This is a genomic window from Streptomyces sp. NPDC059787 (assembly GCF_042732315.1).
Taxonomy (GTDB): Bacteria; Actinomycetota; Actinomycetes; order Streptomycetales; family Streptomycetaceae; genus Streptomyces; species Streptomyces atrovirens.
In genome coordinates this window covers 1-25,737 of sequence record NZ_JBHWHX010000060.1, presented here as the reverse complement: position 1 = coordinate 25,737, position 25,737 = coordinate 1, and the positions used below count along the sequence as shown (strand labels likewise).

Below are 25,737 nucleotides of genomic sequence, written 5' to 3'. Positions count from 1 at the left end.
GGGGCCGACCCCACCCGCCGCTACTTACTCAGGAGTCACCACAGTGACCGACGTATCTGACGGCGTCCTGCACACCCTGTTCCGTTCGGACCAGGGAGGCCATGAGCAAGTCGTGCTCTGCCAGGACCGCGCCACCGGCCTCAAGGCCGTCATCGCCATCCACTCCACCGCGCTGGGCCCCGCCCTCGGCGGTACGCGCTTCTACCCGTACGCCTCCGAGGAGGAGGCCGTCGCCGACGCGCTGAACCTCGCGCGCGGGATGTCGTACAAGAACGCCATGGCCGGGCTCGACCACGGCGGCGGCAAGGCCGTGATCATCGGCGACCCGGAGCAGATCAAGAGCGAGGAACTGCTGCTGGCCTACGGCCGGTTCGTCGCCTCGCTCGGCGGCCGGTACGTCACCGCCTGCGACGTCGGCACCTACGTCGCCGACATGGACGTCGTGGCCCGCGAGTGCCGCTGGACGACCGGCCGCTCCCCGGAGCACGGCGGCGCGGGCGACTCCTCCGTGCTCACCTCCTTCGGCGTCTACCAGGGCATGCGGGCCGCCGCCCAGCACCTGTGGGGCGACCCCTCGCTGCGCGACCGCAAGGTCGGCGTCGCGGGCGTCGGCAAGGTCGGCCACCACCTGGTGGAGCACCTGCGCGCCGAGGGCGCCGAGGTCGTGATCACCGATGTGCGCGAGGACGCCGTGCGGCGGGTCCTCGACCGGCACCCCCAGGGCGTGTCCGCCGTCGCCGACACCGAGGCGCTGATCCGCACCGAGGGCCTGGACATCTACGCCCCGTGCGCGCTCGGCGGGGCGCTGAACGACGACAGCGTGCCGGTGCTGACCGCCAAGGTGGTCTGCGGCGCCGCCAACAACCAGCTCGCCCACCCGGGTGTGGAGAAGGACCTCGCCGACCGCGGGATCCTCTACGCGCCGGACTACGTGGTGAACGCCGGCGGTGTCATCCAGGTCGCCGACGAGCTGCACGGCTTCGACTTCGACCGGTGCAGGGCGAAGGCGTCGATGATCTTCGACACCACGCTGGCCATATTCGCGCGTGCGAAGGAGGACGGGATTCCGCCGGCCGCCGCGGCCGACCGGATCGCCGAGCAGCGGATGGCGGAGGCACGCCCGGTGCGATGAGGTGTGCGGGGGCGGCCCGGCTCGGGCCACCCTCGTACAGGTGAGCGGTACCCGCCGGAGGGCACTTGGAGAGAACTCTCACTTCTCCCGGCGGGTCGACCGTCGATAAGTGGTTAAAATCGTGATTGACCTGCGAGGACGGGGTACCTCGAAGGTCCTGGGCGCGGGCACGTCATGCGGGCGACGTACCGTATGGGCGCGGGCTCAGGTACCGTGGAAGCCCTACGGACCGGTCTCTCCGATGAGAGTCCGTTCTGGACCATGAACGCGTGTCAAGACTCTGGGGCCGTCGAGCCCCGTCGTTGAGGGGGTCGAGCCATGGGGCGCGGCCGGGCCAAGGCCAAGCAGACGAAGGTCGCCCGCCAGCTGAAGTACAACAGCGGTGGGACTGATCTCTCACGCCTGGCCGAGGAGCTGGGCGCATCGCCGTCGAACCAACCACCGAACGGTGGCCATTTCGAGGACGATGAGCAAGACGACGACCTGTACGCACGGTACGCCGACCTCTATGAGGACGACGACGAGGACGAGGACGGCTCGTCCTCTCAACAGCGTCGCGGCGCTTGACCTTGCGCTGAACCCGGTCGGTGACTCCGGTCACCGACCGGGTTCAGTGCTGCCTCGGCAGCACTGAACACCTGATGTGCTGCCCGCACGTTCACCGCGCGGGCAGCGCACCGTCGCTCACTTCGCGTAGTCACCGACGAGGGCCGCGCCCGTGGTGTGCTCGCCGCGGTCGGTGATCTCGCCGGCCACCCAGGCGTCCACCCCGCGGTCGGCCAGCGTCGTCAGCGCCACGTCGACGGACTCCTGCGGCACGATCGCGATCATGCCGACGCCCATGTTCAGGGTCTTCTCCAGCTCCAGCCGCTCGACCGAACCGGTCCGGCCGACCAGGTCGAACACCGGGGCGGGCGTCCAGGTGGAGCGGTCCACGGTCGCGTGCAGTCCGTCGGGGATCACACGGGCCAGGTTGGCCGCGAGTCCGCCGCCGGTGACGTGGCTGAAGGCGTGCACCTCGGTGGTGCGGATCAGCGCCAGGCAGTCCAGCGAGTAGATCTTGGTGGGCTCCAGGAGCTCCTCGCCGAGGGTGCGGCCCAGCTCGTCGATCCGGCCGTCCAGGGCGAGCCCGGCCCGCTCCAGCAGCACGTGGCGGACGAGGGAGTAGCCGTTGGAGTGAAGCCCGGAGGACGCCATGGCGATCACCGCGTCACCCGTACGGATACGATCCGCGCCGAGCAGCCGGTCGGCCTCCACGACGCCCGTACCGGCCCCGGCGACGTCGAAGTCGTCCGGACCCAGCAGACCGGGGTGTTCGGCCGTCTCGCCGCCGACCAGGGCGCATCCGGCCAGCACACAGCCTTCCGCGATGCCCTTGACGATGGCGGCGACGCGCTCGGGGTGGACCTTGCCGACACAGATGTAGTCGGTCATGAACAGCGGCTCGGCGCCGCACACCACGATGTCGTCCATGACCATGGCGACCAGGTCGTGGCCGATGGTGTCGTACACGCCCATCTGCCGCGCGATGTCGACCTTGGTGCCGACGCCGTCCGTGGCGGAGGCGAGCAGGGGCCGCTCGTAGTTCTTCAGGGCGGAGGCGTCGAAGAGGCCGGCGAAGCCGCCGAGGCCACCGAGGACCTCGGGGCGCCGCGTCTTCTTCACCCACTCCTTCATCAGCTCGACGGCGCGGTCGCCCGCCTCGATGTCGACGCCCGCCGCTGCGTAGCTGGCACCAGTGTTCTGGGACATGACTGTGAGAGCTTTCGTGTCGTCCGTCAGGGCTTACGGGCGGCGGATCGCGTCGACCGAGGCCGGGGCGGCGGTGCCGGCGGCCAGCTCGGTCTCCAGCAGCTGCTTGCCGAGGAGCTCGGGGTCGGGCAGATCCATCGGGTACTCGCCGTCGAAGCAGGCGCGGCACAGGTTCGGCTTGGCGATGGTGGTCGCCTCGATCATGCCGTCGATGGAGATGTACGACAGGGAGTCGGCGCCCAGCGAGGTGCCGATCTCGTCGATCGTCATGCCGTTGGCGATGAGCTCCGCGCGGGTGGCGAAGTCGATGCCGAAGAAGCAGGGCCACTTCACGGGCGGCGAGGAGATCCGGATGTGGACCTCGGCGGCGCCCGCCTCACGGAGCATCCGGACCAGGGCGCGCTGGGTGTTGCCGCGCACGATCGAGTCGTCGACGACGACCAGGCGCTTGCCCTTGATGACTTCCTTGAGCGGGTTCAGCTTCAGGCGGATGCCGAGCTGCCGGATGGTCTGCGAGGGCTGGATGAACGTACGTCCGACGTACGCGTTCTTGACCAGGCCGGCGCCGAAGGGGATGCCGGACGCCTCCGCGTAGCCGATGGCGGCCGGGGTGCCGGACTCCGGGGTGGCTATGACCAGGTCGGCCTCGGCCGGGGCCTCCGCGGCGAGGCGGCGGCCCATCTCGACGCGTGAGAGGTACACGTTCCGGCCGGCGATGTCGGTGTCCGGGCGGGCCAGGTACACGTACTCGAAGACACAGCCCTTGGGCTTCGCTTCCGCGAACCGGGAGGTGCGCAGCCCGTTCTGGTCGATGGCGACGAACTCGCCCGGCTCGATCTCGCGTACGAAGCTCGCGCCGCAGATGTCGAGGGCGGCGGACTCGGAGGCGACCACCCAGCCGCGCTCCAGGCGGCCGAGGACCAGCGGGCGGATGCCCTGCGGGTCACGGGCCGCGTACAGGGTGTTCTCGTCCATGAAGACGAGGCTGAAGGCGCCTCTGACCTTCGGGAGGACCACGTGCGCGGCCTGCTCCACGGTCACCGGTTCGCCGTCGGCGGCGCGCTGGCCGGCCAGCAGGGCGGTGATCAGGTCGGTGTCGTTGGTGGCCGCCACCTTGGGGGCGCGGCCGTTCTCCTTGGGGAGCTCGGCGACCATCTCGGCGAGCTGCGCCGTGTTGACCAGGTTGCCGTTGTGGCCGAGCGCGATGGATCCGTGCGCGGTGGCGCGGAACGTCGGCTGGGCGTTCTCCCACACGGAGGCGCCAGTGGTCGAGTAGCGGGCGTGACCGACCGCGATATGACCCTGGAGCGAACCGAGAGAGGTCTCGTCGAAGACCTGGGAGACCAGGCCCATGTCCTTGAAGACGAGGATCTGGGAGCCGTTGCTGACCGCGATTCCCGCGGATTCCTGGCCCCGATGCTGGAGGGCGTAGAGCCCGAAGTACGTGAGCTTGGCGACCTCTTCACCCGGAGCCCAGACACCGAAGACGCCACAAGCGTCCTGGGGGCCCTTCTCACCGGGGAGCAGGTCGTGGTTGAGTCGTCCGTCACCACGTGGCACGCCTCCGAGTGTAGGCGAGGCCGGCCGCTGGTCCGAATGCGGGATATGGCCCCGGTTGTGCGTCAACGCTGTGCGACGGCCCGCACACTGGTGCCGTTTTCGCTGGTCAGCGTGAGGGTCCGGCCTTCGATCCGGTAGTCCACCGTGCCGTTGAACAGCTTCGTCAGCGCCTTCTCACCGTCCATGAGTGAGTCTTCGCACATCATTCGGGTCAGGGACGGCACGCCGAGGGTGATATGGCCGTCGCGCACGGTGGCGTCGGCGTTCACGTGGTTGCAGCCGAGGCGGCCGGAGACGGTGCCCTCCTCCTTGTCGAAGGTGAGGTGGGCGCGGCCGTCGACGGCGGGGGTGGTGACGGTCCACTCGGTGCCGTACAGCGGGGTGTCCCCGGCCTTGCTGAGGCGGACGGTGTCGCCGGACCCGGTGGTGAGGGTGAGGCGGTCGTCGTTCACGTCGGTCTTCAGGGCGCCGTCGCCCAGGGTGCCGGCGAGGGTGCTCTCGAGGTCCATGACCTGCTCGTCGCAGGCCCGCAGGGTGGTGTCCCGGTCGCCGAGCCGGATGCGGTCGCCCTCGAAGGCGACCCGGCCCTTGAAAAGGTTGCACCCGTAGTCGCCCTCGACACCGCCGTCGTCGTCGAGGGTGAGGTGCGCGCCGTCGGGGGCTCGGCGGGTGGTGCCGTCGACGGTGACGCTGTCGATGGTCCAGCGGATTCCGGTGACCGGGTCCTGCGCCCGCGCGGTGCCGCTGCCGGCGCCCGCCTTCTCGCTGCCACAGGCCGCCGCGAGCGGGACGACGAGCACGGCGAGGGCCGTCAGGGTCATGCGCTGCTGGTGCTTCTGCCTGTACATGCCGATTCGACGAGGGCGGGGAGCAGGCGGTTCCCCTTCCGCCCCGGACTCACCCCAGCAGCGGCAGGTACGGCCCGAGGTCCGCCCGCTCCCCGCTCGCGCTCACCTTCGCGCCGGCCACCGCGTCCTGCCAGGCCGTCCGCCCGCCGGCCAGCCGGATCCAGGTCAGCGGATCGGTCTCGACCACGTTCGGCGGGGTGCCCCGGGTGTGCCTGGGCCCCTCCACGCACTGCACGACCGCGTACGGCGGGATCCGCACCTCCGTGGAGCCGCCGGGGGCCTTCGCGGCGAGCGCGTCGGCCAGCAGCCGGGTGCAGGCGGCCAGGGCCTGACGGTCGTACGGGATGTCGAGGCCGGGCACGGCGGCGTTCAGGTCGTCGGTGTGGACGACGAGCTCGACGGCGCGGGTGACGACGTAGTCGGCCAGGGGCAGGACCCCCGCGTTGGTGGGGAGCAGCCGGCCGCCGGGGTGCGCGTCGAGGCGGTCGGTGAAGCGCCGCTCGACGTCGGCGAGGTGGGCGTCAAGGTCGGGATGCCCGGCCGCGAGCCGGCGTGCGGTCGCGGCGATGGCGTCCGCGTCCGCGGCGATGGCGGACGGCCAGTCGATCAGCCGCCCGTCCTGCCGCGCCGGCTCGGGCTCGCCGAGCAGCCGGTCCACGGCCGTCAGCGCCGTCCCGATGTGCGCCACCAGCTCCCGTACGGACCAGTCGCCGAGCCGGGTGGGCAGCGCGAGCTGCTCGGGGGTGAGGGTGCGCACGGCCGCCCGTACGTTCCCGAACTGCGCCAGTACGGCGGCGCGGGTCTTGGCGGGGTCGTAGGAACGGGCGCGCTTCTTGGCCGGTGGCATGGCGGCAGCCTATGCGGGCGCGACCGGCGCCGGATCGGGTACGGGGGATCGCCCGTGCCGCGCGGTGCGAGGGGCGGGCGCCGCCCGATGGAACTGCCGGCGTCGCCGACCCGGCAGGTGTCCGCCCAGCGCGCTCCGTCCACGCCGCCCCACGGGGGTCTCCGGATGGCCACGCCGCGCCGCGGCCCCCGCCCGGCGGACCCGGCGAGGGCCGCACACGGAGGGAGCCGAGGGTCGGGCCGACAGCCTCGCGCGGCTCAGCCGGCGGCAGCGCGAGCAGCTCCACCGGTGTCGCCGTCGACGACACCGGCGCGGGGGACGCCCGAGGCGTGTGCGGGACCGGGGGCAGTCCGGCGGGGGCCGCGCCCCGCGCCGCGGCCCCCGCCCGGCGGACCGGGCGGGGGCTGCGTACGGAAGGCGCGGGAGGATCAGGCCAGCAGGGCCGGGATCGTGCCCTCGTGGGTCTCGCGCAGCTCGGCCAGGGAGAGCGCGAACTCGCCCTGGAGCTCCACCGTGTCGCCGTCGACGACGCCGACGCGGGTGGCCGGGAGGCCGCGCGCACCGCACATGTCGTTGAAGCGGACCTCCTCCGAGCGCGGCACGGCGACGATCGCGCGCCCCGCCGACTCGGAGAACAGGAAGGTGAAGGCGTCGAGCCCGTCCGGTACGACCAGACGCGCGCCCTTCTCCCCCAGCAGCGCCGACTCGACGACCGCCTGGATCAGACCGCCGTCGGACAGGTCGTGCGCGGAGTCGATCATGCCGTCGCGGGAGGCGGAGATCAGGATCTCGGCGAGCAGGCGCTCACGCTCCAGGTCCACCTTCGGGGGCAGGCCGCCGAGGTGGTCGTGGACGACCTGGGACCAGGCCGAGCCGCCGAACTCCTCACGCGTGTCGCCGAGGAGGTACAGCAGCTGGCCCTCCTCCTGGAAGGCGACCGGCGTGCGGCGGGCCACGTCGTCGATGACGCCGAGGACCGCGACCACCGGGGTCGGGTGGATGGCGGCCTCGCCCGTCTGGTTGTAGAGCGAGACGTTGCCGCCGGTCACCGGGGTGCCGAGCTGCTGACAGCCGTCCGCCAGACCGCGTACGGCCTCGGCGAACTGCCACATGACGGCCGGGTCCTCGGGCGAGCCGAAGTTCAGGCAGTCGGAGACCGCGAGGGGCTTGGCACCGGTCGTGGCGACGTTGCGGTACGCCTCCGCGAGGGCCAGCTGCGCGCCCGTGTACGGGTCGAGCTTGGCGTACCGGCCGTTGCCGTCGGTGGCGATCGCGACGCCGAGGCCGGACGCCTCGTCGATGCGGATCATGCCGGAGTCCTCGGGCTGGGCGAGGACGGTGTTGCCCTGTACGAAGCGGTCGTACTGCTGGGTGATCCACTGCTTGGAGGCCTGGTTGGGCGAGCCGACCAGCTTCAGGACCTGGTCCTTCAGCTCGTCGGACGTCCCCGGCCGCGGCAGCTTGTTCGCGTCGTCCGCCTGGAGCTCGTCCTGCCAGGACGGGCGGGCGTACGGGCGCTCGTACGTCGGGCCCTCGTGGGCGACCGTGCGCGGGTCGACGTCGACGATCTTGCCGCCGTGCCAGAAGATCTCCAGCCGGTCGCCGTCGGTCACCTCACCGATGACGGTGGCGATGACGTCCCACTTGTCGCAGATCTCGAGGAAGCGGTCGACCTTGTCGGGCTCGACGACCGCGCACATGCGCTCCTGCGACTCGCTCATCAGGATCTCCTCGGGGGAGAGCGTCGAGTCGCGGAGCGGCACGTCGTCGAGGGTGACGCGCATGCCGCCGGAGCCGTTGGAGGCCAGCTCGGACGTGGCGCAGGACAGACCGGCCGCGCCGAGGTCCTGGATGCCGACGACCAGCTTCTCCTGGAACGCCTCCAGGGTGCACTCGATGAGGAGCTTCTCCTGGAAGGGGTCGCCGACCTGGACGGCGGGGCGCTTCGACGGCTTGGCGTCGTCGAAGGTCTCGGAGGCCAGGATCGAGGCGCCGCCGATGCCGTCACCGCCGGTCCGGGCCCCGTACAGGATGACCTTGTTGCCGGCGCCGGACGCCTTGGCGAGGTGGATGTCCTCGTGCCGCATGACGCCGATGGCACCGGCGTTGACCAGCGGGTTGCCCTGGTAGCAGGCGTCGAAGACGACCTCGCCGCCGATGTTGGGCAGACCCAGGCAGTTGCCGTAGCCGCCGATGCCGGCGACGACGCCCGGGAGGACGCGCTTGGTGTCCGGGTGGTCCGCGGTGCCGAAGCGCAGCGGGTCGACCACGGCGACCGGGCGGGCGCCCATGGCGATGATGTCGCGGACGATGCCGCCCACACCGGTGGCCGCGCCCTGGTAGGGCTCGACGTAGGAGGGGTGGTTGTGCGACTCGACCTTGAAGGTGACCGCGTAGCCCTGGCCGACGTCGACGACACCGGCGTTCTCGCCGATGCCGACGAGCAGGGCGTCGTTCTCGGGGGCCTTCTCGCCGAACTGGCGGAGGTGGACCTTGGAGGACTTGTACGAGCAGTGCTCGGACCACATGACGGAGTACATGGCGAGTTCGGCGCCGGTCGGGCGGCGGCCGAGGATCTCCACCACCCGCTCGTACTCGTCCTTCTTCAGGCCCAGCTCGGCCCAGGGCAGCTCGACGTCGGGGGTCGCGGCCGCGTGCTCGACCGTGTCCAGAGGCGTCCGGCTCATGCGTTGACCAGCTTCTTGAGGATCGAGGTGAAGAACGGGAGGCCGTCGGTGCGGCCGGTGCCGATCAGCGGCTCGACGGCGTGCTCGGGGTGCGGCATCAGGCCGACGACGTTGCCCGCCGCGTTGGTGATGCCGGCGATGTCGTTGAGCGAGCCGTTGGGGTTGACGTCGAGGTAGCGGAAGGCGACGCGGCCCTCGGCCTCCAGCTCGTCCAGCGTCCGCCGGTCGGCCACGTAGCGGCCGTCCATGTTCTTCAGCGGGATGTGGATCTCCTGGCCGGCCGTGTAGTCGGTGGTCCAGGAGGTGTCCGTGTTCTCCACCCGCAGCTTCTGGTCGCGGCAGATGAAGTGCAGGTGGTCGTTGCCGAGCATCCCGCCGGGCAGCAGGTGGGCCTCCGTGAGGATCTGGAAGCCGTTGCAGATGCCCAGCACCGGGAGGCCGGCCCTGGCCTGGTCGATGACGGTGTCCATCACCGGCGAGAAGCGCGCGATGGCGCCGGCGCGCAGATAGTCGCCGTAACTGAAACCGCCGCAGAGCACCACGGCGTCGACCTGCTTGAGGTCCTTGTCCTTGTGCCAGAGGGCGACCGGCTCGGCACCGGCGACGCGGATCGCGCGCTGGGTGTCCCGGTCGTCGAGGCTGCCCGGGAAAGTGACGACGCCAATACGAGCGGTCACTTCGCGGCCTCCGCGACTTCCTCGACCCGTACGGTGAAGTCCTCGATCACGGTGTTGGCGAGGAAGGATTCCGCAAGATCGTGGATACGGGCGAGCGCGGCCTCGTCGACCGGCCCGTCAACTTCCAGTTCGAATCGCTTTCCCTGACGGACGTCCGAGATCCCTTCGAAACCCAGTCGCGGCAGTGCGCGCTGCACCGCCTGGCCCTGGGGGTCGAGGATCTCCGGCTTGAGCATGACGTCGACTACGACGCGTGCCACTGGCACTCCCGGTGTGTGGTGCTGAGCAGGTTCCTTCAGACTACCCGCACAAAATTTCTACGCGAGTAGAGTTGTAGGAATCTACGTGAGCGCCGTCACGATTCGGCATCGCGGGGAGACGTCCGGGAAAAGTTCCGGGAAAGATCCCCGTCCATCCGCACATCTCTATTGCGCACCGGACACGCGGACAGATTTAGTCGGGCTTCACAATGCAATGCCGGGCACTGTACAAATGAATTGTCATTAGCAGATACTTTGCCCGATTACAGGCGAACAGCCGACATCTCGACGATGTACCGGCACGTCATCACGGACGTCCGGACGAGAGATGCCGCACGAAGGGACCGATATTCGTGGCGCAGAAGGTCGTGGTCACTCTCTTTGACGACATCGACGGCTCGGAAGCGGCGGAAACGATCGCCTTCGGTCTGGACGGCAAGTCGTACGAGATCGACCTCAATGAAACCAATGCCAGGAAACTGCGTGCGGCCCTCGAGCCCTACGTGGACGCCGGCCGCAAGCGGTCGCGCTCCGGCAAGGCGTACCGGCAGACGGAGGTCGCCCCGGACCCGGCGGCGGTCCGCGCCTGGGCACAGGCGAACCGGATGGACGTCCCCGCGCGCGGACGGATCCCCAAGAAGGTCTACGAGGCGTTCGCCGCGGCGCGGTGAACAGCTCGGCGAGCCGGCCGGGTGACCCGCCTCGACGGCCGGTCACCCGTCCCCCGCGGCAACCGACTTGCGCAGCACCCCCGCTGATCAGCTAGAGTCTGGAGCACGCCGAGGGGCAAGGCCGAAAGGCCCGGCTCCCGGAGTACACGCGGGTGTAGTTCAGTAGCAGAACATCCCCCTTCCAGGGGGAAGGCGCAGTGTGCAATTCCTGTCACCCGCTCTGCATCGCCGTACCGATCACGCTTGTGCATCGGGTAGGCTGGTGCTCGCGCCGATCGGTGAGAGCCGGTCGGAGGCAATGCGGACGTAGCTCAGTTGGTAGAGCGCAACCTTGCCAAGGTTGAGGTCGCGAGTTCGAGCCTCGTCGTCCGCTCCAGATCAAAGGCCCCGGTCATCGACCGGGGCCTTTGTCGTGCGCTCGCTCAAGGCCCGTCTGACATTTGTCATGTCCGGTGATGACAGCCCGCACTGCCGGACCGCCCCTGCCGCCGGGATGCTCGAAGCATGGAAGCGAACGAACACGAACACGTGATTGAGGTCACCGGCCTGCGACGTGTCTACGGGGGCGGGTTCGAAGCGGTCCGCGGGATCGACTTCTCGGTGCGACGCGGAGAGATCTTCGCCCTGCTGGGCACCAACGGCGCCGGCAAGACCTCCACCGTCGAACTGCTGGAAGGACTCGCCGCCCCGGCCGGCGGGCGGGTCCGGGTGCTCGGCCACGACCCGTACACCGACCGCGCCGCCGTGCGGCCCCGCACCGGCGTGATGCTCCAGGAAGGCGGATTCCCCTCCGAGTTGACCGTCACCGAGACCGCCCGGATGTGGGCGGGGTGCGTCAGCGGGGCCCGCCCCGAGCGGGAGGTGCTGGCGCTGGTCGGGCTGGAGTCGAAGACCGGCGTCCGGGTGAAGCAGCTCTCCGGGGGCCAGCGGCGCCGCCTGGACCTGGCGCTCGCGCTGCTCGGCGAGCCCGAGGTGCTCTTCCTCGACGAACCCACCACCGGACTCGACGCCGAAGGCCGCCGGGACACCTGGGAGCTGGTGAGCGCGCTGCGCGACGGCGGTACGACCGTGCTGCTCACCACGCACTACCTGGAGGAGGCCGAGAACCTCGCCGACCGGCTCGCGATCATGCACGAGGGCCGGATCGCCGCCACCGGCACCCCGGCCGAGGTGACCGCGAGCGAGCCGTCCCGGATCACCTTCGAACTGCCCGAGGGCTACTTCGTGGGCGACCTGCCGCCCCTCGCCGGACTGGGTGTGAGCGAGCACACGGTCGACGGCCGGACCGTCCGGCTGCGCACCCGTGAACTGCAGCGGGCGGCCACCGGACTGCTGGTGTGGGCGCAGGGCGCCGGGGTGGAACTGCGCCGGCTGGACGTGCGGTCGGCATCCCTGGAGGAGGCGTTCCTCGGGATCGCCAAGGACGCGTCGGCGGGGACGACGGCTACGAAGGAGTACGCGGCATGAGCACGACCACGACCACACCGGTGAGCCGGATGACCTCCCTCGCCCGCGCCGAACTGACGCTGCTGGGGCGGAGCAAGGGCACGCTCGTCGCCGCGCTGTTCGTGCCGCTGGTGCTGCCGCTGAGCGTGCGGTCGGCGGCCGAGGAGATGGACCTCGCCGAGGCGGGACTGACCCCCGGCGCCGTGGTGCTGCCCGCCGCCGTCGGCTTCTCCCTGCTGTTCGCCGTGTACTCCGCCCTCGTCGGCGTCTTCGTCGTCCGGCGTGAGGAACTCGTCCTCAAGCGGCTGCGCACGGGCGAGCTGCGGGACGCCGAGATCCTCGGCGGTTCCGCGCTGCCGTCCCTCCTCACCGGGCTGGTGCAGTGCCTGGTGCTGACCGTGGCCTGTGCGGTGCTGCTGGACATGTCCGCGCCGTCCGCACCGCATCTGGCCGTCGTCGGCCTGCTGTTGGGGCTCGTGATGTGCGCCGCGCTCGCGGCCGTCACCGCGGGCTTCACCCGGACCGGGGAGAGCGCGCAGGTCACCCCGATGCCGCTGATGATCGTCTCGATGCTCGGCTCCGGCATGTTCGTCCCGCTGGAACTGCTCCCCGACCAGGTGGCCTCCGTCTGCGAACTGCTGCCGCTGACCCCCGTCGTCACCCTGGTGCGCGGCGGCTGGACCGGCGACCTGTCGGCCGCCGAATCCCTGGGCGCCCTCGCGACGGCGGTGGCCTGGACCCTGCTGGCGGTGTTTGCTGTACGGCGGTGGTTCCGCTGGGAGCCGCGACGCTGACGTACGCGAGGGTGGGGAGAGGGCGGGACATGAGCAGGCCGGGCGGCTGGTGGGGGCGCAAGAGCACACCGGCGAAGGTCGAGACGTACACGCGGTGGTCGTTCCACTTCATCTGCCTCAGTGAGATCGCCGCGATCGGACTGTCGTCCTTCGCGCAGGTGGAAGGACGGCTCGCGCTCGTCCTGTCGCTGCTGGTCACGGCGCATGCCGCGCTGGGCATGGTGGTCGTCTCCCGGTCCCTGGACTGGACCCGCGGACGGCGTCCCCAGCCCCTGCGGCTGCTGTGGGCGCTCGGCGTCCTGACCGCGGCGCTCGCGGTCGCCGCCCTCGGCGTCGCGGAACACGGACCGTCGGGTGACGGCGTCGACGCCGCCGCGGGCTCGGTCTTCGGGGGCGTGCTCTGCTTCGGCACGGGCGTCATCGCGCTCGGGGTGCGCGACCGGCGGCGCGTCCTCGCCGTCGTCGGCGGGTTCGGGGCCGGATCGGGCCTCGTGGCCTGGCCGCTGGGCGTACCCGCTCCCGTCGCGTTCGGAACGGCCGCGATCGTGCTGGCCGGGGCGGGCTTCATCGCCTTCACCGCGGTCTTCTCCGTCTGGCTGCTCAACGCCGTCTACGCGCTCGACGAGGCGCGCGAGACCCGGGCCCGGCTCGCGGTCGCCGAGGAGCGGCTGCGGTTCGGACGGGACCTGCACGACGTGATGGGGAGGAACCTCGCCGTGATCGCGCTCAAGAGCGAGCTGGCCGTCCAGCTCGCGCGGCGCGAGCGCCCCGAGGCGGTGGAGCAGATGATCGAGGTGCAGCGCATCGCCCAGGAGTCCCAGCGGGAGGTGCGCGACGTGGTGCGCGGCTACCGGGAGATCGACCTGGAGACCGAACTCAGCGGTGCGCGGGGAGTGCTGAGGGCGGCCGGGATCGACTGCGAGGTGAGCGGTGAGACGGGCGGGCTGCCCGGTGAAGTGCAGTCGGCCCTCGGCTGGGTCGTGCGGGAGGCGACCACCAACGTGCTGCGGCACGGGGACGCGAGGAAGTGCACCGTGTCGGTGCGGATGCCTGAGGGGCGTGTGGTGTTGACGGTGCAGAACGACGGGGCGGCGGCTCCGTCCGGGTCGCCCGGCGTGGGCGGCTCGGGTCTGGCGGGGCTGCGGGAGCGGCTGTCGGCGGTGGGCGGCACGCTGACCGCCGGAGGCATCGGCAAGGGCGCGTTCCGGCTGGTCGCGGAGGTGCCCCTGAGTACTGAGGCCGCGTTGGAGGTCGCGTCGTGACGGACGTCGTCCGCGTACTGCTCGCCGACGACGAGCATCTGATCCGGGGCGCGCTGGCCGCCCTGCTCTCCCTGGAGGACGACCTCCTCGTGGTCGCCGAGGCGGCCTCCGGGCCGGAGGCGCTGGCGATGGCGCGGGCGCACGCCCCCGACGTCGCCGTACTGGATCTGCAGATGCCCGGCGCGGACGGTGTGAAGGTCGCCACATCCCTGCGGGCGGAGCTGCCCGGCTGCCGGGTGCTGATCGTGACCGGTCACGGGCGGCCCGGGCATCTGAAGCGGGCGCTCGCGGCGGGTGTGCGGGGGTTCGTCCCCAAGACCGTCAGCGCCCAGCGGCTCGCGGAGCTCATCCGTACGGTGCACGCGGGAAACCGTTACGTCGACCCCGAGTTGGCCGCCGACGCGATCGCCGCCGGTGACTCCCCGCTGACCGCGCGCGAGGCCGAGGTGCTGGAACTCGCGGCGGACGGGGCGCCCGTGGCGGAGATCGCGGAGCGGGCCGCGCTGTCCCAGGGGACCGTGCGGAACTACCTCTCCTCGGCCGTCTCGAAGCTCGGCGCGGAGAATCGTCATGCGGCGGTCCGTCTCGCACGGGAGCGGGGTTGGGTATAGTGGGTGTCGCGCCACGGCGCATGCGAACGTAGCTCAGTTGGTAGAGCGCAACCTTGCCAAGGTTGAGGTCGCGAGTTCGAACCTCGTCGTTCGCTCCATGTGAAGGCCCCGGTCGGTCGACCGGGGCCTTCGTCGTGCGCTCAGCTCCAGGTGGTGCCGGTCAGGCGCTCGTACGCCTCCACGTACTTGGCGCGGGTCGCGTCCACGATGCGCTCCGGCAGCGGCGGCGGGGGCTGCTCGCTCCTGCGGTCCCAGCCCGACTCGGCGGAGGTCAGCCAGTCCCGCACGAACTGCTTGTCGTACGACGGCTGCGCGCGGCCCGGCTCCCACTGCTCGGCCGGCCAGAAGCGGGAGGAGTCCGGGGTGAGCACCTCGTCGGCGATGACCAGGCTGTCGCCGTCGAAGCCGAACTCGAACTTGGTGTCCGCGAGGATGATGCCCCGGTCGCGGGCGATGTCCCGGGCGCGGGAGTAGGCGGCGAGGGTCGCCTGGCGCAGCTGGGCGGCGGTCTCCGCGCCGACCTGACGGGCGACCTCCTCGTAGGAGACGTTCTCGTCGTGCTCGCCGACGGCGGCCTTGGTGGCCGGGGTGAAGATCGGGGCGGGCAGTTCGGAGCCGTCCACCAGGCCCTCGGGGAGGGCGAGGCCGCAGACCGTACGGGACTCGTCGTACTCGACCAGGCCCGAGCCGGTGAGGTAACCGCGGGCCACGCACTCCACCGGGACCATGTTCAGGGACTTGCAGACCAGGGTGCGGCCGGCCCAGTCGGCGGGGGCGCCGTCCGGGAGCTCGGTGCTCAGGACGTGGTGAGGGAGCAGGTCGGCGAGCTGGTCGAACCACCACAGGGAGAGCTGGGTGAGGACCCGGCCCTTGTCGGGGATCTCGGTCGGCAGCACCCAGTCGTAGGCGGAGATGCGGTCACTGGCGACCATCACGAGGTCGCCCGCCTCGCTCCGGTACAGCTCGCGCACCTTGCCGGTGTGCAGATGCACCAGACCCGGAACCTGGATCGGCTCGGGCTTTTCGACGAATCCGGACACGGTTTCTCCTTGTGGTTCTTTCCAAGTGACTCGATTCTCCCGTATGGGGCGAACGGTCGCGGCCCGGGGTCAGTCGCGTTTGCAGATGCGGTCCAGGAGGTTGGCGGTGGCGCGCTGGACGCGGGGGTCGACGTGGCCGGGGCGGTCCAGGGCCGGTGACCAGGCGAAGGTGCCGGAGGCGAAGACCCAGGCGCCGGAGGGGGCCCGGTAGAGGGACGTCTCCTGGTGCCGGCGGACGCCCCGGCGGTCGGTGTACGGGGAGTGGGCGAGCAGCACGCGCTCCTCGTGCTCGGGCAGCGGGGCGCGCGGGTAGTAGCGGTCGGCCTCGGCCGCGACCATGCCCTCGATGCCGTCGCCCTCCTGCGCGCCGGTCGCCTCCCACATCCAGTGGCCGGCGTTGCGGACGATCAGCGGATGCGGCTCCGGGACGGGTCCTGCGTACTGGATGCCGAGCAGCTGCTGCTCGGCGCGGTCCTGCTCCCGCCACAGGGTCGGTTTGCCCGGGCCCTGGCGTTTGCGGCAGGTCAGCAGGCGGGCGGGGCCGGACGGGGAGGGAGCGAGCTCCACCTGCCAGTACATGGTGTTGGCGGAGAGGAAGACGAGGGACGTGCCGTGCTCACGGGCGTGCTCCACGGCGGTGCGCATGGGGGCCGACCAGTACTCGTCGTGGCCGGGGAAGATCAGGCCCCGGTAGCGGGCGGGGTCGATCCGGCCGGCGTGCAGGTCGCGGGCGTCGGCGTAGGCGAGGTCGTAGCCGTAGCGTTCGGCCCAGCGGATGACGTCGTAGGCGTGGCCGACGTGCAGCGGGAGGCCGGCGCCCGCGTACGGGCGGTCGAAGGAGACGGTGGTGGCGGCGTCGGCCTCGCCGAGCAGCCGTCCCTCCTCGTCCCAGGCGTGGTAGAGGCTCGCGCCGGTGCGGCCGTCCTCCGGGTAGAGGTTGTACGCCTGCCAGGTGACGTCGGGCAGGACCAGGAGGAGGTCGGCGGGGCGGTTGTCGCGGACGGTGAACGGGATGTGCGAGCGGTAGCCGTCGGCGGTGGTGAGGACGGCGACGTACGCGCCGACGCTCCAGTACGACGGGACCGGCAGCCGCCAGGACAGCCACCAGTGGTGGCAGGAGACGGTGCGGTCGGCGGTGAGGGGTGCCGGCTGCACGATGCCGGAGAGACGGGGGCTGGAGGTGATCTTGGTGGCGCCGTGGCCGCTGTAGTGGCCGATGCGGTAGACGTCGACGTCGAACGGCTGGGGCGGGTCGACGGTGATGTGGAAGTCGATGGACTCGCCGGGGGCGACCGCGCCGGTGGAGGCGAAGCCCTTGATCTGGCGGTGCACGTCGTCGGCGGCGCGGGGCCCGACGGAGTCGGAGGAGGTGCGGGGGGCGGGGATCCTCTGGCCGCCCTGTTTCGGGAGGCGGGCGGCGGCCCGTTCCGTGTCCGTGTACGGCTCCGGGTCCACGTACCAGGGGACGACCTGGCCGCTGTCGCCGAAGTACGTCTCGCTGCCGCGCAGCCACGGGAGGGGGCCCTGTCCGAAGGGGTCGTTCACGGCGTGCGCCAGTGCTCCCGATTCCCAGCGGCGGATCTGCTCCGAACCCATGATCGCTCCCCTCCCTGGTGTTATGTGGTTGTCGTATGTCGCGCGCTCTTGCCAGTGGGCGCGAACGGTCCAAGCACATCACATTGCGCACGCCTTCCGTCACCGTTCGTCTTGAATCGACCGAAAACGGAAGGGCGAGCTCCGGGGCTCCGGGGGAGGCGGGGCGTCGGCTCAAACGAGCCGCACGGGCTTCTCGGGGCGTATGCCCTGCCGGGTCAGCCACAGCCGGAGGGCGGAGGGATCACCGTCCTCGATGAGGGCCAGGACCTGGGAGGAGAGGTCGGTGGCCCGTGCGCCGCCGAGGAGAAGCGTGGGGCCGTCGAGCCAGTCGAGGCCGGGGGTGGCACCCGCGGTGTCCATCGCGGCGCAGCAGACCATCGCCGCGATGTGATCGGCGAGCAGCTCACGTGCGGTGCGCGGGGGCTGGAGCGGGAAGAGGGGGAGCGCCTGGTCGTCCCGGAGGGGAACGGTGTCCGCGCCGGCCGCGGAGAATCCCGCCGCCCCCTCCCGGGCCAGCTCGGCACTCAGCCGGACGGCGAGAGCGGCACTGCGGGGGGTGGCACCGGCCAGGTCCTCGTCGTCGAGGTCGGGAGCCGAAGACGGGCCGAGACCCGTGACCGGCTCGGCGGGCCGGGCGGAGGACGCGGCCGGGGCGGGCTCAGCAGGCGAGCCGGGCTCCGTGGAGGAGCCCGGATCCGTCGGCGGGACGGGTTCCGCGGACGAGGCACGGTCCGTGAACGGGGTGGCGGAGTCGCCGGACGGGTGGGACTCGGACGAGGCGGGATCCCCGGGTGAGGCGGGCACCTTGGGCGGGGCGGGCCTTGTGGGCCGGGCGGCGGCCGTCGACGGGGCAGGTTCCGCGGACGGGCCCGGATCCGTCGGCGGGACGGGTTCCGCGGGCGGGGCGGGCTCCGTGGACGGGCCGCGGTCCATGGGTGAGGTGGGCGCCGTGAGGGGGCCGGGGTCCGTAGGGCGGGTGGGTGGGGTGGTCAGGTGGGTCAGGACTCGGGCGAGGGTGGGGCCGTCGGGGGCCGAGGGCTCGTCGAGGGCGGGCGGGACGTGGAGGGCGGCCAGGACGCGGTGGAGGCGGGCGGCGTCGGTGCGCCACTTGCGGTCGACGACCTCCTCCGGATAGTCATCCCAGTGGACCGGGGACCAGTCCGGGCCGGTTTCCGCGGGCCCGCCGTGGAAGAGACGGGCGGCGAGGAGCGAGGCGGCCTCGTCCACCGTGCCGGGCTCTTCCAGCAGGTCACAGGCCGGACGCTCACCGAGACGGGAGGCGAAGCCCTCCGCCAGCCGGTCCCGGCGGGACAGCTCGGTCAGCGCCGCCACCACCCCGGCGTTGAGCCGCGAGGGCCAGCGGCCCATCCGCCAGGCCGGCAGCGCCACCCGGGTGAGCAGCCGGTCCCAGCCCGCGTACGCCAGCCCCACCTGCTCCTGGGCGACGATCCGCAGCCCGTAGTCCACGGCCTGCGCACGCTCGGCCGCCGCCGCGGCGACCCCGCGCTCCATCTCGGCGGCATGCCCCCGGCAGCCGCGCAGCAGCAGACGGGCGACCCGGCCGACGCCGGCGAGCACCCCGCGGACCACCGGCCCCCGGCGGGGCGCCGAGGACACGGCCACCGCGGCGTCCAGCCCCCGTACGAAGCGCCGGGCGGCGGCTATGTCCGGGTGCGCCGACGGTCCCGTACCGGCGACGACCGGGGCGAGGACCGCGCGCAGCTCGCCCACCCGCATCCACCACAGGAACGGGGAGCCGATCACCAGCACGGGCGCGGCGGCGGCCCTGGCCCGGGCGGGCTGCCCCGCACCGGCTATGTCACCGTGCTCCTCGGCGGGCGGGGGTCCGTGGGCCGGGTGGGTGCGGTCCTCCAGCCAGCTGTCGCAGTCCGGGGTGAGCGCTATCGCGGAGGGGGCGGGGACGTCGAGCCGGTCGGCGAGGTCGCGCACCATCCGGTACAGGTCCGGGGCCGCGTCCTCGGCGATCGGGACCGTGGGGCTCATGGCGGGCCGGGCCCGCCCGACGACCAGGGCGACACCGGCGGCGACGAGCAGGACCAGCACCGCGACCGGTGTGAGGAGCCGGCGGGCGAGGTCCCAGCCGCCGCCCGGCAGATGGCCGGTGGACCCGCCGACGAGCAGGATCACGGCGACGGCGGCCGGCAGCAGCGCGACGGCCAGCGCCCGGCTCCGGACGCGCAGCACGGCCAGCGCGTGCGACCGCGCGCTCCGCGCGGTCGTCTCCGCTCCCGCTCCGCTTCCGCTCATGGCCCGTCCTCACCCCCTCCCGGCGGTCCTGAATGCTGTCTCGGCGTTGCCCACTCCCCCACTGTGGCACCCGTCACCGACATCGCAATGCCGATGGGGCCAAGTGCCGGAACGCTTGCGCGGCACCATAGTTGGGGCCCCGGTTCTCGTCAGCCGGATGGCGCATCGCTCACCCGATGGAATGGCTTTGGGGAAAGGTGGATGACGGACGGCAAGGGTCAGGCCCCGGATCCTGAGACGGATCCGGGGCCTGCGGGGTTCATCGGCGTCGAGCGCCCGGCTTACGCCTCCCGCGCCGCCTTCGCCGCGATGTCCGTACGGTGCCGGGAACCGTCGAGGCCGATGCGGGACACCGCACGGTAGGCGCGGTCGCGGGCCTCGGTGAGGTCCTTGCCGGTCGCCGTGACGGACAGCACGCGCCCGCCCGCGCTGACGACCGCGTCACCGTCCCGCTTCGTCCCCGCGTGCAGCACGTACGCGTGCGGGGCGTCCTGGGCGGCGACCTCGTCCAGGCCGGTGATCGGGTCGCCGGTGCGCGGGGTACCGGGGTAGTTGTGCGAGGCGACGACCACGGTGACCGCGGCCTCGTCGCTCCAGCGCGTCGGCTCCAGGTGGGCGAGGTTGCCGGTGGCGGCGGCCATCAGCACGCCGCCCAGCGGGGTCTTCAGCCGGGCCAGGACCACCTGGGTCTCGGGGTCGCCGAAACGGGCGTTGAACTCGATCACGCGGACACCGCGCGAGGTGATCGCCAGACCGGCGTAGAGCAGCCCGGAGAACGGGGTGCCACGGCGCCGCATCTCGTCCACGGTCGGCTGGAGAACCGTCTCCATGACCTCGTCGACCAGCTTCGGGTCGGCCCACGGCAGCGGGGAGTACGCCCCCATGCCGCCGGTGTTCGGACCCTCGTCGCCATCCAGCGCGCGCTTGAAGTCCTGGGCGGGCTGGAGCGGTACGACCGTCTCGCCGTCGGTGATCGCGAAGAGGGACACCTCGGGGCCGTCGAGGAACTCCTCGATCACCACGCGCTCACAGGCGCCGGCGTGCGCGCGGGCCGCCTCGACGTCGTCGGTGACGACGACGCCCTTGCCGGCCGCGAGCCCGTCGTCCTTGACGACGTACGGGGCGCCGAACGCGCTGAGGGCCGCGTCGACCTCCTCGGGCGTCGTGCAGACGTAACTGCGGGCGGTGGGCACGCCGGCCCCCGCCATGACGTCCTTCGCGAAGGCCTTGGAGCCTTCGAGCCGCGCGGCCTCCTTGGAGGGGCCGAAGACCGGGATGCCCGCGTCGCGCACGGCGTCGGCGACACCGGCGACGAGGGGCGCCTCCGGGCCGACCACCACGAGGTCCGCACCGAGCCGCGCGGCCAGCGCGGACACGGCCGCGCCGTCGAGGGCGTCGACCTGGTGCAGCTCGGCGACCCCGGCGATGCCGGCGTTGCCGGGGGCGCAGTGCAGCGCCGTGACGTCGGGGTCGAGGGACAGGGAGTGGCACAGGGCGTGTTCGCGGGCGCCGCTGCCGATGACGAGGACCTTCACGGGGTCAGCCTAACGGGAGACGGCGGGTTCGTTTTGTGCGGGCTTCCGAAGGGGTGAGCGGACGCCGTTCGTACGTTCCTCCGAACGCCTAGTCGTTCGTGACCTCCTCGACGACCGTCGCGCCCAGCTCGCGGACGAGCAGGTCCTTCCCGGAGAGGGCGGACTCGTCCAGGTCGGGGTCGTCGTCCTCGGGAACGTCGTCCTCGGGCGAGACGGGCGGCGGCTCGGGGGCGGACGGGCGGGGCGCCGGGGCCGGCGCGGGCGGCGGGGTGCTCGCCGGCTGCGCGGGCGCGGCGGCCGGGGCGCCCGCCTGGGGAGCGGAGGGCCGCTGACCGCCACCGCCGTAGCCTCCGTTACGGCCACCGGCGGGTGGCCCGGCCGGCGCCATGGCCGGGGCCGGAGCCGTCATGCCCCCGCCACCGCCACCGCCGGACGGGTCGACGACCGCCTCGATCTTCCACTGCACGTTGAACTGCTCGGCCAGCGCCTGACGCAGTACGTCCTCGCTGCCGCTGCTGAGGAAGTTGTCCCGCGCGCCGGCGTTCACGAAGCCGATCTGGAGGATCGTGCCGTCGAAGCCGGTCACCTGGGCGTTCTGACTGAGCAGGATCCAGGTGAAGCGACGACGGTTCTTGACCGTCTCCAGGATGTTCGGCCAGAGCATGCGGGGGTCGAGCCCACCGCCACCACCGCCCGAGGGCACGGGCGCGGGGGCCGCCTGGGGGGCGGCAGGCGTGGGCGCGGGGGCACCGGCCGGAGCCGGGACCGAGGACTGGGTCCCGCCCGCCGGAGCGGCCGTGGGCCAGCCGCCCGGCCGACGGCCGCCTCCGCCGGCGGAGGCGGCGGTGGGCCAGGCACCGGGGGCGCTGGGCGCGGGCGGAGCCTCGGACGGCACCGGGGCGGCGGGTGCCGGGGGCTGCTGAACCTGCGGGACGGGAGGAGCGGGCGCGGGAGCGGGAGCGGGCGGCGCCGGAACAGGGGCCGGACCGGGCCCTCGTACCGCCGCCCGGGCGGCGGCGGGACCGCCCCCCGGCTCGACGAAGCCCTGCCCCGGCGCTCCTCCGTGGGCCTCCGGCCCGGGAACGTACGCCATGGCGGGCATACCGGCACCGGCGCCGCCCGCGGAGAAGTTCACCCCGCGCTCGATCCGGTCCAGCCGGGCCATGACCGAGCGCTCGTCGCCGTAGGCGGCGGGCAGCAGTACGCGCGCGCAGATCAGCTCGAGCTGGAGGCGCGGCGAGTTGGCGCCGCGCATCTCGGTGAGCCCCTCGTTGACGAGGTCGGCGGCGCGGCTCAGCTCGGCGGCCCCGAAGGTGCCGGCCTGTGCCTGCATCCGCTCGATCACGTCGGCGGGGGCGTCGATCAGCCCCTTCTCCGCGGCGTCGGGCACGGCGGCGAGGATGACGAGGTCCCGCAGCCGCTCCAGCAGATCGGCGACGAACCGCCGCGGATCGTTGCCCCCCTCGATCACCCGGTCGACGACCTCGAAGGCGGCGGCCCCGTCACCGGTCGCGAAGGCCTCGACGACGGAGTCGAGCAGCGAGCCGTCCGTGTACCCCAGCAGGGAGGTGGCCATGGCGTACGTCACACCGTCCTCACCCGCGCCGGCGAGGAGCTGGTCCATGACGGACATCGAGTCACGCACGGACCCGGCGCCGGCCCGCACCACGAGCGGCAGCACGCCCTCGTCGACGGGGATGTCCTCCTTGCCGCACACCTCGCCGAGGTAGTCCCGCAGGGTGCCGGGCGGCACCAGCCGGAACGGGTAGTGGTGCGTACGCGACCGGATGGTCCCGAGGACCTTCTCGGGCTCGGTGGTGGCGAAGATGAACTTCAGATGCTCCGGCGGCTCCTCGACGACCTTGAGCAGAGCGTTGAAGCCCTGCTGGGTGACCATGTGGGCCTCGTCGATGATGTAGATCTTGTAGCGGCTGCCCGCGGGCCCGAAGAACGCCTTCTCACGCAGGTCACGGGCGTCGTCCACACCACCGTGGGAAGCGGCGTCGATCTCGATGACGTCGATCGAACCCGGCCCGTTGCGCGCGAGGTCCCGGCAGGACTGGCACTCCCCGCACGGCGTCGGGGTCGGGCCCTGCTCGCAGTTCAGGCACCGCGCCAGGATCCGCGCGCTGGTCGTCTTGCCGCATCCGCGCGGACCGCTGAACAGGTACGCGTGATTGACCCGGTTGTTCCGCAGCGCCTGCTGCAGCGGGTCGGTGACATGCTCCTGCCCGATGACCTCGGCGAAGGACTCCGGGCGGTAGCGGCGGTAGAGCGCGAGAGACGACACGCATACGAGGTTATAGGCGCCCACCGACAACCGGCCCCGGCGCCGGAAACACAAGCGCCCCCCACGCACCCGCCAGAGCCGACCTACCCTTGCTGCCTTCCGGCCCTGGGGGAGTTCAGTCAGATAGCGCCGCGTGAGGGGCTATGCCAGAGGCTACCCCATGTCGCGGGCGGAGAACGAGTTCGCGAGCACTCCTCTCGGTCATGTAATGTTCCCACCGGAGGATTCGCCTAGAGGCCTAGGGCGCACGCTTGGAAAGCGTGTTGGGGGCAACCCCTCACGAGTTCGAATCTCGTATCCTCCGCCAGTGCCTCACCGGGCACGTTGTCGAAGGGCCCCACCGCTTGCGGTGGGGCCCTTCGACGTTGTCCGTCTCGGTTTCCGTCCCCGTCGGGTTCTCCGTCGGGTGTGGAGCCCGGGCACCTCTCCCTGCCTCGGGCCGAGGGCCGGTGCGACGGCCCCTTGGGCGCGGCCGCGGGCCTGCAGGCCGCGCAGACGCCGGACCTCCTCCGCCCACAGAGGTGGTGACGGAGCTCCCGGCTCAGTGGTCTCAAGACGGGTGAGGGCCTTCCGGCCCGGTGTGGAGCGCCACATCCGCACCGGCGACCGGAAAGGCCCTCGTGCCGCACCGCCGACCGGGATCCGGGGGCGCCGTCCCCTGTGCGGCGCCCCCGGCCGGGTGTCGCTACGGCAGCTGCTTCTCGTAGCTCCTGTCCTCGTCGGAGTCGTAGACCAGCTTGCCGTCGGCGTCATAACCCTTGATCCGCGGGGCCGCGGTGACCTGCTGGTTCAGCACGCCGGAGGCGACGAACCAGCCGTGGTCCAGGGCGGCCCGGCTGGTGGCGCCGCCGTAGGAGACGGTCACCCGGGCCACCGACGGCTCGACGGTGCCGATGGCGCCCCATCGGAACGGCAGCTTCCAGTTGCCGCGGTCGATGACCGACTGCTGGTAGAGCTTGCCTCCGTTGCTGTCGGCCATCACCGGGCCGGCGCCCGGCACGTCGTCGGAGCCCACGCTGGTGTTGAGGCCGCTCGCCTCACCGTTCTTCACGTTGCAGATCAGTCGGGTCTGCTTCGGCTGCTCCTTCACCGCGACGACGTACATGCCGTCACCGGGCGCGTTGGAGTCACCGGTGCTGTTCATCGCCAGGATGATCCGGTACTCCTCGGCCGCTCCCAGATCCGCGCGGAAGCCGGACGGGCCGCCTGTGCGCGCCCGGTCGTACGCGAGGCACTTCTTCAGCCCGTCGGTGGCCTCCTCGAAGGTGATCCCGTCGAGGAGCTGGTCCTCCGTGGCCGGCCGCGCGGGCCCCGCCGACGCCGCGGACGGCGTCGGCGACGTCGTCGACGTCCGCGGTGGGGCGCTGGCCTTCGGTGCCGACGCCACCGCGGGTCCGCCCGCGTCCCCGTCGGCCAGCGCGTACGCCCCCGCGGGCAGCGCCGCCAGCGTCACCAGGGCCGCCCCGGCCGCCGCCGCCCGGCGCCGCCGCTCGATCGCGCCCCGGCGGCGGATCGCCGGATACGGCACCGGCGCGGGCCGGACGGTGTACGCGTCCTCGGTGAGCAGCTCGCGCAGTTGCTCCTCGAAGTCCCCGCCGGTCCCCGTCCCCTGCTGCTTCTGTTCCTCGTTCACCTGCTGCCTCCCTGCCCGGACGGCACTCGGCTGCGGACGGGTCCGTCCATGACCTGTGCGAGCCCCGGATGTGTACGCAACTTCGCCAGCGCCTTGGACGCCTGGCTCTTGACCGTGCCGGGCGAGCAGCCGAGCATCTCGGCGACCTCGGCCTCGGGCAGGTCCTCCCAGTAGCGCATGACGATCACCGCCCGCTGCTTCGGCGGCAGCGCGGCCAGCGCCGTGAGCAGGGCGCTGCGCTCGTCGGCCCACGAGACGGCCTCGTCGCGCCCGGCCGTCTCCGGCGGCGCCGCGGTCAGCGCCTCCGTCACCCGCCGCTTGCGGAACCGGTCGCTGTTGCAGCTGACCAGCATCCGCCGGACGTACGCCTCCGGACGGTCGCTGCGCGAGACGCGCCGCCATGAGCGGTACGCCTTGGCCAGCGCCGTCTGGGTCAGGTCCTCGGCGTGGTGCACGTCGCCCGTGAGCAGATACGCGGTCCGTACGAGACGGGACCACCGCGCTCTGACGAATTCCTGGAACTCGGCCTCTTGTCTGGCCTGCATCAAGCACCCTCCCTCGCCCTCCAGACCACCGTTCCGGCGGATTCGGTTGCCCGGGATCCGGCGCCTCGTCGGTCAGGTGGGCGGGGCCGCCGTCAGCCGTCGGCGGGGGCCGGGGTGTCCGGCGTCAAGGGGAGGCTCCGCCCGCTCACGGGTTCGGATCCCGTGTCCTCCGCCGGTGCCTCACCGGGCACGACGTCGAAGGGGCCCCCCCCAAACCCAGGGGGCCCAAGACCCACGGGGTGAACCGGCGGCCACGAGCCCCCGCCAGTCCCAAAACACGGTA

21 protein-coding genes, 4 tRNA genes and 1 other RNA gene are annotated in these 25,737 nt (G+C 72.2%); 11 read left to right on the top strand and 15 right to left on the bottom strand.

Features of this window, described 5'->3' with window-relative positions; all coding sequences use genetic code 11:
- The first annotated feature begins 43 nt into the window (after nt 1-43).
- Together ACFV5H_RS33900 and ACFV5H_RS33895 are read left to right on the top strand one after the other, a co-directional pair.
- Complete coding sequence (locus ACFV5H_RS33900; protein WP_385198628.1) at nt 44-1,132, top strand: Leu/Phe/Val dehydrogenase; 1,089 nt, start codon at nt 44-46, stop codon at nt 1,130-1,132.
- 318 nt (nt 1,133-1,450) lie between these two features.
- Nucleotides 1,451-1,699 (top strand): DUF3073 domain-containing protein, encoded by a 249-nt coding sequence (locus ACFV5H_RS33895; protein WP_385056405.1) that lies wholly within the window; start codon nt 1,451-1,453, stop codon nt 1,697-1,699.
- 117 nt (nt 1,700-1,816) lie between these two features.
- Here ACFV5H_RS33895 and purM read toward each other — a convergent pair whose 3' ends face one another.
- The 7 genes from purM to purS form a co-directional block, all read right to left on the bottom strand.
- The gene (gene purM / locus ACFV5H_RS33890) at nt 1,817-2,884 is read right to left on the bottom strand and encodes a phosphoribosylformylglycinamidine cyclo-ligase (protein WP_385056408.1); all 1,068 of its coding nucleotides are present in this window, start codon (nt 2,882-2,884) and stop codon (nt 1,817-1,819) included.
- A gap of 33 nt (nt 2,885-2,917) precedes the next feature.
- Nucleotides 2,918-4,444 (bottom strand): amidophosphoribosyltransferase, encoded by a 1,527-nt coding sequence (gene purF / locus ACFV5H_RS33885; protein ID WP_385056409.1) that lies wholly within the window; start codon nt 4,442-4,444, stop codon nt 2,918-2,920.
- Nucleotides 4,445-4,506: 62 nt separating this feature from the next.
- Complete coding sequence (locus tag ACFV5H_RS33880; protein ID WP_385198626.1) at nt 4,507-5,292, bottom strand: META domain-containing protein; 786 nt, start codon at nt 5,290-5,292, stop codon at nt 4,507-4,509.
- Between the two features lie 49 nt (nt 5,293-5,341).
- The gene (locus tag ACFV5H_RS33875; protein ID WP_385198624.1) at nt 5,342-6,139 is read right to left on the bottom strand and encodes a sterol carrier family protein; all 798 of its coding nucleotides are present in this window, start codon (nt 6,137-6,139) and stop codon (nt 5,342-5,344) included.
- Nucleotides 6,140-6,567: 428 nt separating this feature from the next.
- Nucleotides 6,568-8,826: a phosphoribosylformylglycinamidine synthase subunit PurL gene (gene purL / locus ACFV5H_RS33870; RefSeq protein WP_385198622.1), complete on the bottom strand. Its 2,259-nt coding sequence runs from the start codon at nt 8,824-8,826 to the stop codon at nt 6,568-6,570.
- Nucleotides 8,823-9,503 (bottom strand): phosphoribosylformylglycinamidine synthase subunit PurQ, encoded by a 681-nt coding sequence (gene purQ, locus ACFV5H_RS33865; RefSeq protein ID WP_385056421.1) that lies wholly within the window; start codon nt 9,501-9,503, stop codon nt 8,823-8,825. Before purQ ends, purL begins: the two co-directional genes overlap by 4 nt.
- On the bottom strand, nt 9,500-9,763 hold the full coding sequence (gene purS, locus ACFV5H_RS33860) for a phosphoribosylformylglycinamidine synthase subunit PurS (protein ID WP_006133353.1): 264 nt from the start codon (nt 9,761-9,763) through the stop codon (nt 9,500-9,502). Before purS ends, purQ begins: the two co-directional genes overlap by 4 nt.
- Nucleotides 9,764-10,116: 353 nt before the next feature.
- Between purS and ACFV5H_RS33855 the strand changes: the two genes are divergently transcribed.
- The 8 genes from ACFV5H_RS33855 to ACFV5H_RS33820 all read left to right on the top strand — a co-directional run bounded on the left by ACFV5H_RS33855 (nt 10,117) and on the right by ACFV5H_RS33820 (nt 14,645).
- On the top strand, nt 10,117-10,434 hold the full coding sequence (locus ACFV5H_RS33855) for an Lsr2 family protein (RefSeq protein ID WP_383347034.1): 318 nt from the start codon (nt 10,117-10,119) through the stop codon (nt 10,432-10,434).
- A gap of 148 nt (nt 10,435-10,582) precedes the next feature.
- Nucleotides 10,583-10,654 (top strand) — tRNA-Gly (locus ACFV5H_RS33850).
- An 80-nt stretch (nt 10,655-10,734) separates the two neighbouring features.
- Nucleotides 10,735-10,810: transfer RNA gene (locus tag ACFV5H_RS33845), tRNA-Gly, on the top strand.
- Nucleotides 10,811-10,938: 128 nt separating this feature from the next.
- On the top strand, nt 10,939-11,901 hold the full coding sequence (locus ACFV5H_RS33840; protein WP_385056426.1) for an ABC transporter ATP-binding protein: 963 nt from the start codon (nt 10,939-10,941) through the stop codon (nt 11,899-11,901).
- Complete coding sequence (locus ACFV5H_RS33835) at nt 11,898-12,674, top strand: ABC transporter permease (protein ID WP_385056428.1); 777 nt, start codon at nt 11,898-11,900, stop codon at nt 12,672-12,674. Before ACFV5H_RS33840 ends, ACFV5H_RS33835 begins: the two co-directional genes overlap by 4 nt.
- A gap of 29 nt (nt 12,675-12,703) precedes the next feature.
- A complete protein-coding gene (locus ACFV5H_RS33830; RefSeq protein WP_385056431.1) occupies nt 12,704-13,936 on the top strand; it encodes a sensor histidine kinase in 1,233 nt (410 codons plus the stop codon).
- A complete protein-coding gene (locus ACFV5H_RS33825; RefSeq protein ID WP_030872152.1) occupies nt 13,933-14,547 on the top strand; it encodes a response regulator transcription factor in 615 nt (204 codons plus the stop codon). Before ACFV5H_RS33830 ends, ACFV5H_RS33825 begins: the two co-directional genes overlap by 4 nt.
- 22 nt (nt 14,548-14,569) lie before the next feature.
- Nucleotides 14,570-14,645 (top strand) — tRNA-Gly (locus ACFV5H_RS33820).
- 42 nt (nt 14,646-14,687) lie between these two features.
- On the opposite strand, the gene ACFV5H_RS33815 is transcribed toward ACFV5H_RS33820, so the two are convergent.
- The 6 genes from ACFV5H_RS33815 to ffs all read right to left on the bottom strand — a co-directional run bounded on the left by ACFV5H_RS33815 (nt 14,688) and on the right by ffs (nt 23,422).
- Nucleotides 14,688-15,587, bottom strand: a complete 900-nt coding sequence (locus tag ACFV5H_RS33815; RefSeq protein WP_385056434.1) for a phosphoribosylaminoimidazolesuccinocarboxamide synthase — start codon at nt 15,585-15,587, stop codon at nt 14,688-14,690.
- 69 nt (nt 15,588-15,656) lie between these two features.
- On the bottom strand, nt 15,657-17,183 hold the full coding sequence (locus ACFV5H_RS33810) for a N,N-dimethylformamidase beta subunit family domain-containing protein (RefSeq protein WP_385198620.1): 1,527 nt from the start codon (nt 17,181-17,183) through the stop codon (nt 15,657-15,659).
- 171 nt (nt 17,184-17,354) lie between these two features.
- The gene (locus ACFV5H_RS33805; RefSeq protein WP_385198618.1) at nt 17,355-19,451 is read right to left on the bottom strand and encodes a hypothetical protein; all 2,097 of its coding nucleotides are present in this window, start codon (nt 19,449-19,451) and stop codon (nt 17,355-17,357) included.
- Between the two features lie 281 nt (nt 19,452-19,732).
- A complete protein-coding gene (purD, locus tag ACFV5H_RS33800) occupies nt 19,733-20,986 on the bottom strand; it encodes a phosphoribosylamine--glycine ligase (RefSeq protein WP_385056443.1) in 1,254 nt (417 codons plus the stop codon).
- 88 nt (nt 20,987-21,074) lie between these two features.
- The gene (locus ACFV5H_RS33795; protein ID WP_385198616.1) at nt 21,075-23,276 is read right to left on the bottom strand and encodes a DNA polymerase III subunit gamma and tau; all 2,202 of its coding nucleotides are present in this window, start codon (nt 23,274-23,276) and stop codon (nt 21,075-21,077) included.
- A 47-nt stretch (nt 23,277-23,323) separates the two neighbouring features.
- Nucleotides 23,324-23,422: signal recognition particle sRNA small type (gene ffs / locus ACFV5H_RS33790), an RNA gene on the bottom strand.
- A gap of 73 nt (nt 23,423-23,495) precedes the next feature.
- Here ffs and ACFV5H_RS33785 point away from each other — a divergent pair.
- A tRNA-Ser gene (locus ACFV5H_RS33785) sits at nt 23,496-23,583 on the top strand.
- Nucleotides 23,584-23,961: 378 nt separating this feature from the next.
- Here ACFV5H_RS33785 and ACFV5H_RS33780 read toward each other — a convergent pair.
- Complete coding sequence (locus tag ACFV5H_RS33780) at nt 23,962-24,909, bottom strand: hypothetical protein (protein WP_385198615.1); 948 nt, start codon at nt 24,907-24,909, stop codon at nt 23,962-23,964.
- On the bottom strand, nt 24,906-25,454 hold the full coding sequence (locus ACFV5H_RS33775) for a SigE family RNA polymerase sigma factor (protein WP_385059611.1): 549 nt from the start codon (nt 25,452-25,454) through the stop codon (nt 24,906-24,908). The genes ACFV5H_RS33780 and ACFV5H_RS33775 overlap by 4 nt, the downstream gene beginning before the upstream one ends.
- Between the last annotated feature and the right edge of the window lie 283 nt (nt 25,455-25,737).